The following is a 12,589-nucleotide window of genomic DNA, read 5'->3' as shown; positions in this document are numbered from 1 at the left end:
TAGGTAGCACTATGGCGCTAGCAGGCTTTTTAGCCACCCACAATTTACCGGATAGCTACGCACTCACTGCACAAAAATGGTTCATACCGTTAGCCGACGAGTTGGCCATGCACAACAGTGGTGCATCAGGGCCATTAATGGTGGGCGTGAATGGCTGCCAGGGATCTGGCAAATCTACTTTATGCGATTTCTTAGCCTATTATCTTACTTCCCACCATCAGCAAACAGTGGCGGTATTGTCACTGGATGACTTTTATTTGCCGCGTGATGAGCGTGCTTTACTGGCAACCAAAGTCCATCCCCTGCTTGCCACCCGGGGCGTACCCGGCACCCACGATACCGAATTATTAGCGCAAACACTCAGCGCCTTGCAGCAACATCAGCCTGTCACACTGCCCCGTTTTAATAAGGCAACGGACAATCCTTATCCAACTGAACAGTGGCCGGTGATCAATACGCCGGTTGATACCGTTTTAATGGAGGGTTGGTGTTGGGGTGCCCCAGCCCAGGATGAGCGTAAACTGGCCAAGCCAGTGAACGCGCTTGAGGACACAGAAGACCCCGAAGGCATTTGGCGTCGTTTTGTGAATACCCAATTGGCCGGACGCTATCAGTCGCTATTTGCCCAGATGAACTATTGGATCATGCTTAAAGGACCATCCTTTGATCATGTCTATCGCTGGCGCTGTGAACAGGAACATAAGTTGGCAGCGCGTCAACAACCCGAGCGCAGCCAGGCAATAATGAATGATGTACAGATAGCCCGGTTTATACAGCATTATCAGCGACTCACTGAGCAGTGCTTTACGCATTTACCGGCACGCTGCGACCGCGTGTTTACGCTGGATACGCAACGTTCGATTACCCAGGTATTGAAAGGGAAACCATGAATTTGGACAACATCCTTGTGTTTACAGACATGGACGGCACTTTGCTCGACCATGACACCTATAGTTTTGCCGCGGCCGCGCCCACGTTGGAAGCGTTAAAAAACCGGGGCATTCCGGTTATACCTACCACCAGCAAAACGTTTGCTGAAATGCTGGTATTACGGAAGCAAATTGATCTCGCCGGACCGTTTATTGTGGAAAACGGCGCTGCTGCCTATATCCCTCACGGTTTTTTTGATCAAAAACCTACCGGCACCGTATGGCAGGACGGTTTTTGGTGCAAATCATTTATCTCATCAAAGAATTACTGGCTAAAGCTGCTAGAAAAAATTAAAGATGAGTATGCCGGTGAATTTACGCACTTTAGCCAGATGAGTATCGAACAAATACAACAGGCAACAGGCTTGGACGAAGCCTCTGCCAAACTGGCTGCTCAGCGACAATTCGGCGAACCCGTTTTGTGGCAGGGAGAAGACAGCCGTAAGCAGGACTTTATTGATTCAATACGCTCACGTGGGGCTTATCCGTTGGAAGGCGGCCGGTTTATTCATGTATCTGGCGATTGCAACAAAGGGGATGCATTACGCTGGCTGGTCAGTGAGTACGAAAGACAACATCACTGTAAAGCGCGGTCTATCGCTTTAGGTGACGGTAAAAATGACGTGGCCATGCTGGAAGCAGCTGATGTCGCGGTACGTATCGCCTCACCCAGTCATGCGCCGCCAGCCGTAAACAAAGACGAAAACGTGTTTACCAGTACTAAACTCGGCCCCGAAGGCTGGACTGAAATTCTAACATCATTGCTCTCATTACCTATTTAGGAGGACACATGGCCGATTTTTATCAAAACGGTGTGGTCACAACGTTACACAATTTGGCTAATCGCCCTACTGAAGAGCTAGAAGCTGAATTGCTTCGCTTCTCACAAAAACGTCCGATGGCGCTTATTCTGCCGTCGCTGTATTCCGAGTTGGAAGGCGAAGCCCTGCCCCACATTCTTGACGAGCTGACCAATGTGCCCTATTTGTCTGAAATCGTTATCGGCCTGGACCGCGCGAACAAAGAACAATACCAGAGTGCGCTTAAATTCTTCGGTCGTTTACCCCAGCACCATCGAGTGTTGTGGAACGATGGTCCGCGCTTAAAGGCAATTGATGATGAATTAACCGAGCTAGGCCTGGCCCCTAAAGAATTAGGTAAAGGCCGCAACGTCTGGTATTGCATGGGCTATATCCTAGCCTCTAACCGCGCTGAGTCGGTGGCGTTGCATGACTGCGATATTGTGACATACAAGCGCGATCTGTTAGCCCGGCTGATTTACCCGGTTGCCAATCCCATGTTCAATTACGAATTTTGTAAAGGCTATTATGCCCGGGTAGCGGGCGGCAAAATTAATGGTCGGGTTTCGCGACTGCTGGTTACGCCGCTGTTGCGTGCATTAAAACGTACGCTGGGTGATAACGAATATCTCGAATTTATGGACAGTTTTCGCTATCCGCTCGCCGGCGAGTTTTCGTTCCGCCGCGATGTGCTCAATGACATACGCATTCCTAGTGACTGGGGACTGGAAATCGGCGTGCTATCGGAAATGCACCGCAACTATTCTCACAATCGCCTGTGTCAGGCAGACATTGCAGAAACCTACGATCACAAACATCAGGATTTATCGCTACATGATGACCAGGGCGGCTTATCTAAGATGTCTATCGACATTACAAAAGCAGTTTTTCGCAAGCTAGCCACCCAGGGAACGACGTTTAGTACCGAAACATTCCGCTCAATTAAAGCAACCTATTACCGGATTGCATTGGATTTTGTGGAAACCTATCATAATGATGCGGTAATGAATGGCTTGAAGTTAGACATTCATAGCGAAGAGAAAGCCGTGGAAATGTTTGCCAGTAATATCATGAAAGCTGGTCAGAGTTTTCTGGATAGCCCAATGGAAACCCCCTTCATTCCTAGCTGGAACCGGGTAACCAGTGCGGTACCTGACATTCTTGATCGTCTGCTGGAGGCAGTAGAGGCTGACACGTCTGAATTACTGGAGTAATCCATGACTGCAAACTGGAATACATTACACGAAAAAGTATCACATCATCTGCAGGCTATTTATGCCGATGTTCAACTGGACAGGCCGGTGGGTGAACTGGCTACCCAGCTAATGAAAACGATGCGACTGCACGAGGACAATGATATTGTCTCGCCGCAGTCTCATTCCAACTATTGGGATGAAGAAGACATCATCATGATCACCTATGGCGATAGCGTCATGGATGGTCATGAAAAGCCTTTGTTCACATTGAACCGGTTTTTGCAGACTTATTGCAAAAACACCATCAATAAGGTGCATATTCTGCCCTTCTTTCCCTATAGTTCGGATGATGGTTTTTCGGTTATCGACTATTCCAGCGTGAATGAATCGCTGGGGGAATGGTCAGATGTTACCCGGCTTGCAGAAGATTACGGCCTCATGTTTGATCTGGTGGTGAACCATTGTTCTGCCCGTAGCGCATGGTTTGAAAACTTTATTAAAGGGGAAGGCCCGGGCAGTGATTTTTTCTTCACTGCCAGCCCGGACGATGACCTGTCTCAGGTCACCCGTCCGCGAGTGTCGCCATTGCTAAGGGAAACCCAGACCAATGACGGCACCAAATACGTATGGTGCACATTTAGCCATGACCAGGTCGATTTCGATTTTACCAACCCCAATGTGGTGTTGGCATTTATGGAAATTATTCGGCTTTATATTGATAAAGGTGCCAAGATATTCCGCTTGGATGCGGTGGCGTTTTTATGGAAGATTGTGGGCACCTCATGCATTAATTTAGACCAGACCCACGAAGTCATCCGGTTGATGCGCACGCTTATTGAGCATGTTGACCCCGGTATTATTATTATTACCGAAACCAACATTCCGAACCGCGAAAACCTGACCTATTTTGGTAATGCTAACGAAGCCCATGCTATCTATAACTTTTCACTCCCACCATTGTTGGTAAATACGCTGGTAACCGGCGATTGCCGGTATTTGAAAAGCTGGATGATGAGTATGCCGCCCGCCCAAAACGGTACGACCTATTTTAACTTTATTGCCTCGCATGATGGCATAGGGTTGCGCCCGGCAGAAGGTTTGCTGGACGATGAGGAGATATCTACGCTGGTCCATACCATGCAAAATTTCGGCGGCAAGATTTCCTGGCGAGCGTCGGCACATGGCCAGCAAAAGCCTTATGAAATCAATATCACGCTGTTTGATGCACTGCAAGGGACCACCGCTGGCCCTGATCGGTGGCAGGTGGACCGGTTTATTTGCGCGCATGCAATTATGCTGGGTATGGAAGGGATCCCGGGGGTGTATATTCACAGTCTGCTGGGTACCTCGAACGACTATGAAAAAGTGGCAAATACTGGCCAGAACCGCTCTATAAATCGCAAGCGGTGGGACCTGAGCGAGTTGGAAGCATTGCTTGATTCGCCGTTTTCTCAGCATCATAAAGTGTTAACCAGAATGTCGCAGTTAATCCGTATTCGCAAAGCCCAGCCGGCGTTTCATCCCAACGCTACGCAGTTTACGCTGCAACTGGGTAATCAGTTATTCGGCTATTGGCGACAAAGTCTGGACCGTAAGCAGAGTTTATTCTGTATTGCTAATATCACCTGTGAAGAGCAATCGGTTCTGCTAACCGATATCAATTTAATTGGTACTGATCATTGGATAGATCTGATTACCCGCGAAGAAATAGACGGCGACAGCGGCTACTTGCAGTTGAAACCATATCAGACGGTATGGATAAGTAACCAGGACCCGCAATAACCGGCTTTTCTATCACGTGCAGTACCAGGCTGGCTAATTCAGCCTGGTGCTTTTCCGCTTTCCACTGCTGACTTTTTACCCGCCACGCTATTTTCCTCACAAACCGGTAGCACCCCTATCCTATTTTAGCGATAATCAGCTTTTTAATTGCTGAATCAAGGAGTTTAACATGTCCGCTTCTAACTGGCTGACCTTGGAAGAGGCAATTTCCTCTCTTTTACAATACGCCACTGCGGTAGAGCAAAGCGAACGATGCGACATTCCCGCCGCCCTTGGGCGAATTCTGGCCGAAGATATCACTGCGCCTATCGATGTGCCCGGCCAGGCTGTGTCGGCCATGGATGGGTATGCGGTCCCTGCTGCATCGCTGCGCAATAACATTACATTGAAAGTGGTACATACTATATTAGCCGGCGATGACGTAAGCACTTTGCAAATTCAGCACGGCGAGGCCGCGCGTATTATGACCGGCGCTGGCATTCCTCAAGGCGCTGACGCGGTAGTTATGCAGGAAAACACCCAGCGCAGCGACAATACAGTAATGCTTATTACTGCGCCTGAAATTAACGATAATATTCGCCCTCAAGGCAATGATGTCTGTCAGGGTGAGGTAGTTATTCGCCAGGGAACGCGCCTACAGGCCAGCCATTTAATGTTACTGGCCTCTCTGGGACTGACAGACTGCCTGGTAAAGCGCAAACTGCGCGTGGCTATTATGGCTACTGGCGACGAGTTACAGCAGGCAGGCAGTCCCTTGGCGCCCGGCCAGCTCTATAACTCTAATAGTGTGGGTATAGCCGCGCTGTTACGGCCTTATGATGTAGATATTATTGACTTGGGCATTGTACGCGATGACCCGGACCAATTGGCCCATACATTCACCCAGGCTGCGGCCACAGCGGATTTAATCATTAGCTCAGGGGGAGTCTCGGTAGGCGACGCCGACTATGTCAAATCGGTACTCGACTCGCTGGGCGATATCGGTTTCTGGAAAGTCGCGATTAAACCTGGTAAACCCTTTGCCTTTGGCCAGTTGAATAATTGCTTATTTTGCGGCGTTCCGGGCAACCCAGTCTCCGCTTATGTCACCACCCAGCAGTTGGTTTTGCCTTTAATAGGCGCGCTTCAGGGTGACACCAGTGCTCCCCAGCCGTTACAGTTCCGTGCGATAGTTCAGTCTGCGGTAAGGCACCGCCCCGGTCGTGTTGAATACGTTCGCGCCGTGCTGTCGCAAGACGAAGATAGCCAGTGGTTGGTGGCGCCGCTCCCTCGCCAAAGCTCGGGGGTCATGACCACTGTTACCCAGGCTAACTGTTACATTGTGGTAGCTGCCGATAGCGCAGATGTGGTTGCCGGCACAACCGTGATGGTTCAACCATTCTCACATCTTATCTCTCAACCTGGTATGCGGAGCACTCCCCCACTGTGAAATTAGTCTCACGACGCTTTGCGCTTGAAAGTAAGCGCCTGGTTCAACTGACCTGGCCTCTGTTGGTTGCGCAAATCACGCAAATGCTGATGGGTGTGGTCGATACCGTTATGGCCGGCCAATATAACGCACTGGATATGGCCGCCGTAGCGCTCGGCTTTAGTATCACCATTCCGTTGATGTGCTTTTTGCAGGGTATCGCCCTTGCTCTGCCCCCCATTATAGCCCGTTACCAGGGAAGCAAGGCATCGGGCCAGGTGGCATTTGCCGCACAGCAAGCCGGCTATTTACTGCTTATTCTGGGGGTAGTCATTTTATCCCTGTATCCCGCCGTACCGGCAATATTGCGGTGGTTTCCAATGGAAGCCGGCTTATATGCGATTACGCTGGATTACGTACGTTACGTCCTGCTCAGTATGCCAGCCTTTGCCTTGTACCAGTGGCTGCGAAACTACTGTGAGGGGCTGGGAAACACCAAACCCACTATGATCATTACGGTCATTGGACTAGGTTTTAATATTTTAGCAAATTATCTTTTTATCTATGGCGCAGGCCCGATACCTGCATTTGGTGGCGCCGGGTGTGGTATTGCCACCGCTATCGTGATTAGCGTTATGTTTGTCTCGACCTTGGTGTACACCGCCAAAAGCAAGCGGTTACATCATTTTGGCTTATTCGCCCATATTGCGCCGCCATCACTAAAGATGATGATACGTACCTTTCGGCTGGGTTTTCCGGTTGCGATGACGTTATTATTTGAAGTCACATTGTTTGCTGTAGTGGCACTGCTTTTAGCACCATTTGGGGCAACGACAGTAGCTGCACATCAGGTGGCACTTAACTTTTCCGCACTGATGTTTATGTTTCCACTGAGCATGGGTATGGCCGTGTCTATCCGGGTCGGCTACCGCGTCGGCCAGAACAATCTTAAGCAAGCCGCTACTGCGGTTAATAGCGCTTTATGTATCGGCTTGATAGTGGCCGTGGGCACCGCCAGCTTTACCCTGTTGGCAAAAGAATTCATTATTGATCTCTATACTCAGGATCCGGCGGTCTCGTCGCTGGCGGCTGCATTGTTAATCTACGCTGCCATGTTCCAGTTTTCTGATGCCATTCAGGTTATTTCAGCAAACACATTAAGAGGATACAAAGATACTACAGCGATGTTTGTTATTACTTTCTTCGCTTACTGGCTAATAGGCTTGCCTACCGGCATTATCTTAGGTCGCACTGACTGGCTTACCGCACAACCTATGGAAGCTGCAGGTTTTTGGATAGGCTTTATTGTTGGCCTGAGCAGCGCGGCCGTGTTACTGGGCGCCAGAGTGTATTATTTGGTGCACCGGCAACGCCCAACGGCTCATCTTCAACAAGGATTAAGTGGCACGCTATGACCATTGATGTAACGCAAATCTTTATTTATTTTTTTGCTGTTATAGACCCGATTGGTACGCTACCGGTATTCCTGGCTGTGACGGCCGGCAATACTGCTGCGGAAAAACGTCGGATTGCGTTAATGGCGTTTGCGGTATCCTGCGCGGTGCTGGTGTTTTTTATTGTGGCTGGCGAACTTATTTTAAACGCCATGCATATCCCCCTGGCCGCGTTTCAAATAGCGGGCGGCATTGTGTTATTTTTGTTCGCCCTATCAATGATTTTTGGGCAAAGTAAACCACAAACTGAAGTAAAGCTTGCCAAGTCCTTAAAAGATACCGCTATCTATCCGCTTGCCCTACCCTCTATTGCAAGCCCCGGCGCTATGCTAGCGGCGGTGCTGTTAACCCGGAACCAGGTATACAGTTTGTGGGAGCAAACACAAACCGCCCTGGTGATGCTGGTAATTTTGCTAATTACGCTATTGGTTATGCTTGGGGCCAATGGCCTTTCTAAAGTAATCGGCAATGGCGGGGCTGATATTATCAGCCGGGTAATGGGATTAATTTTGGCCGCCCTCGCGACAGCGAACACCCTGGCGGGGATTAAAGATTACTTTTCTTTATAACCTTCATCGTCGTCTGGATGGGGCGATTGCTGCCATAGTTCGCCAATGACCGGATCGTCAGCCTCATCCGGATTTTCCCAGCTATAGCGCTTGATGGTGGGTTTAGGATCCTGTTTCCACCACAACAGCGCAGCTATGCCGCCCGAGACTGCGCCAAAGAAATGGGCTTCATAGGAAATATCCGGCTCCGTCGGAAAAATAGTTAAAATCATCGTGCCATACATCAAAAATGCGATCAGCATTAACCCCACCGAACGCGCGTCGCGGCGCAAAATTGCGCCTACGAATAAATAAAAAAACATGCCGTGAGCAATACCGCTGGCCCCAAGGTGGTTTGCTTCGCGAGCAAACATCCATACGCCGATTCCACTGCCTAACCAGACTAATAACAACACTTTGTTGCGCGTGGCGGGATACCCATAAAGCAGCGCACTACCTAAAACCACCAAAGGTAACGTGTTATTGAATAAATGCTCATATCCGGAATGCACCAGTGGCGCACTAAGTATTCCATAAAGCCGGTCCCACGCATGCGGATACACTGCCAGGTTTGCTAATGGTAAATTGAACAACACGCCCGCGGATTGAATAATCCATAGCAATGCAACCAGTATTACACTGCGCTTGATGGCCTCGGCCAGGCTATATTGATGTGAAGAGGTCAACGGCATAAGGGCTCGCATTATAGCCGGCAAAGCGTCATGCTTCGCCATTGGAGATACCTACATAATGGGGGAAAAACGGCGATTATCAATCAACTGCTAAGGGCAGCCAGGTTTTGCTGGGTATCAATATCCACACTGGCTTCACCGTGAGGCACGGGTATACACGCCGGCGGGCTTTGCGCCATGCCTTCTCGTAACAACATGCCTGCCCCCTGATCGCCCGAAAGCTGCGCCAACACCGGCCAGTATTGTTTTGGAAAAATAGCCGGCGCCGTAGCTTTACCTTCCCAAAAACTGGCAATAATAGTGGCCGGTTCGGTTTTTGCTACATCCCATAAACTACGTAAACTGGTAGTGGTTACCAGGGGCAAGTCGCCAAGCGTAATAAGTAAATGAGTAACCTCTGGATGCTGACGTTGCATATGCTTCACGGCCAGCGCGATGCTTCCAGACATGCCCTGTTGCCAATGGGTATTGTGGACCAGTGATATCTCGGTGGAAAACGGATGTTGCGACAAGGCATCATGATAAGCCCCGCTTACCACTACCACCGGCACTGCACTTAATGGGCTACACTGGGTGAGTGTATGGTCAAGCAAACATTGCCCGCTACCTAAGGTAGCCAGCAGTTTGTTCCCTCCAAAACGGCGGCCTTTGCCTGCCGCCAGGATGGCTACGCCGAGAACGACTGACATGCCAGACTATTAATTTGGTAAGGTTTATTATGCACCGCCGCATGCGCCTGAGATAACATAGATAAGGCAATCGACTCAGGTAAATCGCCGCCAATATCAAATCCGGCCGGCGACTGTAAGGCTAGCGGTAGTTCGCTTACCGCCACATTGGCTTCACTTAACACGCGTTGCGTACGATGTTGTGGCCCCAGTAGTGCCAGATACTTAAGCCGGGGCGGAGCCTGTAAACTTATTGCACGGATAGCTTGGGCGTCCAACGATACCTGGTGGTGCATAACAATAATGGCATCGGCCTGTTGGTAAGGAACCGTGTTGCTGAGCGCCTCAGCGTCCAATTCGGTACAGCCACTGGCTTGGGCAAAGTCGTGAGGCCGGGCATAACGCGCGCGTTCGTCATTAACAAACACCCGCCAGCCAATCCGCGTGGCCATATCAGCCAGCGGCAAAGCATCTACCCCTCCACCCATTATCATCAAAGTGTTAGGAGGGCTAATCGTGTGACAAAAGCCATCTGAGTGTTCAACTGAAGGATTAATTTCGCACCTGGCGTTGCCGCGGCCGGTTTGATGATAAATTGTTACGGGCTCGTGCTGTTTTAACTGTGTCAGCATTTGTGGCAAATAAAGATAATGATTTTCAGCGGTAACCGGTTGCAATAATAACGTCACTTCCCCGCCACAGCCTATCCCCAGACGCCATGCTACATCCCCTTCTTCTCGCATATCATAGGTTACCGTGCGCGCTTCGCCGGTCATCCAGCATTTACGCGCCTGGTGAAACAAATCACTTTCCAGACATCCCCCGCTCACCACGCCTAACTGACCGCCCTGATCATTAAACAACATCATCGCGCCGGCTTTTCGGTACGCAGAGCCGCGCGTATTGATGATAGTGGCTAATAGCCATTGCCCTTCATCTTTGTGGGCATACCAATTTTCTAGGATATGGAAAAAATGATGTTTCATTCGCTATGTCGCCGGGTTCCTGTCGGGTATTGCTACCAGACGGTTGTGGTCATCTGTTTATCAGTACACTTGGTGAGGCAAATTTGTTCACTAAAAAGCACTATCGGTTAACGACTCAATTTACTGATTGCTGCTGTCAGGCCATCCAGGGTAAGTGGATACATACGCTGTGACATAATCTCCTGCATCACCGCAATCGACTGATAATAAGGCCAGTAGTCAATCGCCTGCGGGTTCAACCACACTACATCGTGAAAGTGGTTAAGCAAGCGTTGCATCCAGGCACTACCCGGCTCCTCATTCCAATGTTCAACGCTACCTCCTGGATAGGTTATCTCATACGGTCCCATCGTAGCATCACCTACAAAAATAACCTTATAGTCACTACCGAAGCGATGAATTATGTCCCAAACCGGTATGCTTTCGCTGCGCCGGCGCGCGTTATCGCGCCATACATTTTCATATACACAATTATGAAAATAAAAATATTCAAGGTGTTTGAATTCTGTATGTACAGCCGAGAATAACTCCTGTGTCCCCTGAATATGCGAGTCCATTGAACCGCCTACATCAAAAAACATAAGTATTTTCACCGCATTGTGCCGCTCGGCGCGCATATGAATATCCAGCAGCCCCCCTTTACGGGCCGTTTCCTGGATAGTGTGATCAACATCAAGTTCAAGGGTGGCCCCGGTGCGGGCAAACTTACGCAGTTTTCGTAGCGCTATTTTGATGTTCCGGGTGCCCAGCTCTACCGTTGAGGATAAATTTTTAAACTCGCGTTTGTCCCAGACTTTCACCGCTGAAAAGTTGCGATTACCTGGTTGCCCTATACGCACCCCTTCGGGGTTATCGCCGTACGCACCAAAGGGTGAAGTACCCCCTGTACCAATCCATTTATTGCCCCCCTGATGGCGCTTTTGTTGCTCAGCCAGACGAGCCTGCAGGGTTTTCATTAATTCGTCCAGTCCCCCCATACTCTTTAGCAGGGCTTTTTCTTCAGCTGTCAGGTTTTTTTCAAAGGCTTTACGCAACCAAGCTTCAGGAATATCCCGGTCGAATAAATCCAATGTCTGTACGCCGGCAAAATAATCTGCAAAGGCTTTGTCAAAATGGTCATACCGAGTTTCATCTTTGACCAGGGTCAGCCTCGCCAAATAATAGAACCCTTCAATATCAGCGTAGACCACATGGTGCTCTAATGCGCCCAGTAAATCTAACAATTCACGCAGACTGGCCTGGACTTTGTACCGACGTAGGGTAAAGAAAAAATCGATAAGCATTAGCGACGTGCCATAAAGGCCAGTTTTTCGAACAAATGGATATCCTGTTCGTTTTTAAGTAACGCCCCATACAAAGGCGGAATAGCAGTTTTGCCCTCCTTGTTGTGCAATGCTTCAGGCGGTATATCTTCAGCTAATAACAGTTTTAACCAGTCGATTAGCTCGGAAGTAGAAGGTTTTTTCTTCAGGCCCGGTACTTCGCGAATGTCAAAAAAAGCATTTAAAGCTTCATCCAGTAGCCGACTTTTAAGCGAGGGAAAATGTACATTAACAATATCCCGCATCTGTTCGGCATCAGGAAACTGAATGTAGTGGAAAAAGCACCGTCGTAAAAATGCATCCGGTAACTCTTTTTCATTATTAGAGGTAATAATTACCACCGGCCGCTGCGCCGCCTTAACGACCTGCTGCGTTTCATAAACAAAGAATTCCATTTTATCCAGTTCAAGCAACAGGTCATTCGGAAATTCAATATCGGCTTTGTCTATTTCATCGATTAGTAAAACCGGGCGGTCACCCGCTTCAAAGGCCTGCCAAAGTTTGCCTTTTACAATATAGTTGCTGATATCATGGACCCGATCATCGCCCAATTGTGAGTCTCTCAGGCGGGATACTGCGTCGTATTCATACAATCCTTGCTGGGCTTTGGTCGTCGATTTAATATGCCACTGTATTAATGAGGTATTGAGACTGGCGGCTAATTCTTCAGCCAGCATTGTTTTACCAGTGCCCGGCTCGCCTTTAATTAACAGGGGCTTTTGTAACGTGATAGCCGCATTAACGGCCAGTTGTAATTCTTTACTGGCGATATAATTGTCGGTGCTGTGAAATGCCATGCATGCT

The 12,589-nt window shown here is 49.2% G+C and carries 12 protein-coding genes; 7 read left to right on the top strand and 5 right to left on the bottom strand.

Annotated features, from left to right (window positions below):
- Positions 1–11 precede the first annotated feature (11 nt).
- From D0Y50_RS08550 to D0Y50_RS08520, 7 genes are all read left to right on the top strand, one after another.
- Entirely contained in the window at positions 12–890 is an 879-nt protein-coding gene (locus D0Y50_RS08550; protein ID WP_117316467.1) for a kinase, read from the top strand.
- Positions 891–892: 2 nt separating this feature from the next.
- Positions 893–1,711: an HAD-IIB family hydrolase gene (locus D0Y50_RS08545; protein ID WP_117318688.1), complete on the top strand. Its 819-nt coding sequence runs from the start codon at positions 893–895 to the stop codon at positions 1,709–1,711.
- An 8-nt stretch (positions 1,712–1,719) separates the two neighbouring features.
- Positions 1,720–2,943 (top strand): glycosyltransferase family protein, encoded by a 1,224-nt coding sequence (locus D0Y50_RS08540; RefSeq protein ID WP_108566953.1) that lies wholly within the window; start codon positions 1,720–1,722, stop codon positions 2,941–2,943.
- A gap of 3 nt (positions 2,944–2,946) precedes the next feature.
- Positions 2,947–4,707 (top strand): sugar phosphorylase, encoded by a 1,761-nt coding sequence (locus D0Y50_RS08535; protein WP_108566952.1) that lies wholly within the window; start codon positions 2,947–2,949, stop codon positions 4,705–4,707.
- 169 nt (positions 4,708–4,876) lie between these two features.
- Positions 4,877–6,136 carry a molybdopterin molybdotransferase MoeA gene (gene moeA, locus D0Y50_RS08530; RefSeq protein WP_117316465.1) on the top strand — a complete coding sequence of 420 codons (1,260 nt, stop codon included), beginning with the start codon at positions 4,877–4,879 and terminating at the stop codon, positions 6,134–6,136.
- Positions 6,133–7,530, top strand: a complete 1,398-nt coding sequence (locus D0Y50_RS08525) for an MATE family efflux transporter (protein ID WP_117316462.1) — start codon at positions 6,133–6,135, stop codon at positions 7,528–7,530. The genes moeA and D0Y50_RS08525 overlap by 4 nt, the downstream gene beginning before the upstream one ends.
- Positions 7,527–8,138: a MarC family protein gene (locus tag D0Y50_RS08520; protein WP_108566949.1), complete on the top strand. Its 612-nt coding sequence runs from the start codon at positions 7,527–7,529 to the stop codon at positions 8,136–8,138. The genes D0Y50_RS08525 and D0Y50_RS08520 overlap by 4 nt, the downstream gene beginning before the upstream one ends.
- Here the strand turns inward: D0Y50_RS08520 and D0Y50_RS08515 are convergent.
- The 5 genes from D0Y50_RS08515 to D0Y50_RS08495 form a co-directional block, all read right to left on the bottom strand.
- Complete coding sequence (locus tag D0Y50_RS08515) at positions 8,123–8,851, bottom strand: rhomboid family intramembrane serine protease (protein WP_232366490.1); 729 nt, start codon at positions 8,849–8,851, stop codon at positions 8,123–8,125. The two genes, D0Y50_RS08520 and D0Y50_RS08515, sit on opposite strands and share 16 nt — an antisense overlap.
- Positions 8,852–8,892: 41 nt before the next feature.
- On the bottom strand, positions 8,893–9,498 hold the full coding sequence (locus D0Y50_RS08510; RefSeq protein ID WP_117316459.1) for a nucleotidyltransferase family protein: 606 nt from the start codon (positions 9,496–9,498) through the stop codon (positions 8,893–8,895).
- On the bottom strand, positions 9,477–10,463 hold the full coding sequence (locus D0Y50_RS08505; protein WP_117316457.1) for an XdhC family protein: 987 nt from the start codon (positions 10,461–10,463) through the stop codon (positions 9,477–9,479). Before D0Y50_RS08505 ends, D0Y50_RS08510 begins: the two co-directional genes overlap by 22 nt.
- A 107-nt stretch (positions 10,464–10,570) precedes the next feature.
- Positions 10,571–11,746: a vWA domain-containing protein gene (locus D0Y50_RS08500; protein WP_117316455.1), complete on the bottom strand. Its 1,176-nt coding sequence runs from the start codon at positions 11,744–11,746 to the stop codon at positions 10,571–10,573.
- On the bottom strand, positions 11,746–12,582 hold the full coding sequence (locus tag D0Y50_RS08495) for an AAA family ATPase (protein ID WP_108566945.1): 837 nt from the start codon (positions 12,580–12,582) through the stop codon (positions 11,746–11,748). Before D0Y50_RS08495 ends, D0Y50_RS08500 begins: the two co-directional genes overlap by 1 nt.
- Positions 12,583–12,589: the final 7 nt, after the last annotated feature.

The sequence above is a fragment of the Salinimonas sediminis genome (genome assembly GCF_003429285.1).
GTDB classification, from domain to species: Bacteria; Pseudomonadota; Gammaproteobacteria; order Enterobacterales; family Alteromonadaceae; genus Alteromonas; species Alteromonas indica.
This window is presented reverse-complemented; position numbering and strand designations above follow the sequence as displayed.

What these genes read in the sequence shown, in the direction of transcription:
- D0Y50_RS08540 (WP_108566953.1), top strand. Translation starts at nt 1,720, where the DNA reads ATGGCCGATTTTTATCAAAACGGTGTGGTCACAACGTTACACAATTTG.
- D0Y50_RS08550 (WP_117316467.1), top strand. Translation starts at nt 12, where the DNA reads ATGGCGCTAGCAGGCTTTTTAGCCACCCACAATTTACCGGATAGCTAC.
- D0Y50_RS08500 (WP_117316455.1), bottom strand. Translation starts at nt 11,746, where the DNA reads ATGCTTATCGATTTTTTCTTTACCCTACGTCGGTACAAAGTCCAGGCC.
- D0Y50_RS08520 (WP_108566949.1), top strand. Translation starts at nt 7,527, where the DNA reads ATGACCATTGATGTAACGCAAATCTTTATTTATTTTTTTGCTGTTATA.
- D0Y50_RS08515 (WP_232366490.1), bottom strand. Translation starts at nt 8,851, where the DNA reads ATGGCGAAGCATGACGCTTTGCCGGCTATAATGCGAGCCCTTATGCCG.
- D0Y50_RS08495 (WP_108566945.1), bottom strand. Translation starts at nt 12,582, where the DNA reads ATGGCATTTCACAGCACCGACAATTATATCGCCAGTAAAGAATTACAA.
- moeA (WP_117316465.1), top strand. Translation starts at nt 4,877, where the DNA reads ATGTCCGCTTCTAACTGGCTGACCTTGGAAGAGGCAATTTCCTCTCTT.
- D0Y50_RS08535 (WP_108566952.1), top strand. Translation starts at nt 2,947, where the DNA reads ATGACTGCAAACTGGAATACATTACACGAAAAAGTATCACATCATCTG.
- D0Y50_RS08510 (WP_117316459.1), bottom strand. Translation starts at nt 9,498, where the DNA reads ATGTCAGTCGTTCTCGGCGTAGCCATCCTGGCGGCAGGCAAAGGCCGC.
- D0Y50_RS08505 (WP_117316457.1), bottom strand. Translation starts at nt 10,463, where the DNA reads ATGAAACATCATTTTTTCCATATCCTAGAAAATTGGTATGCCCACAAA.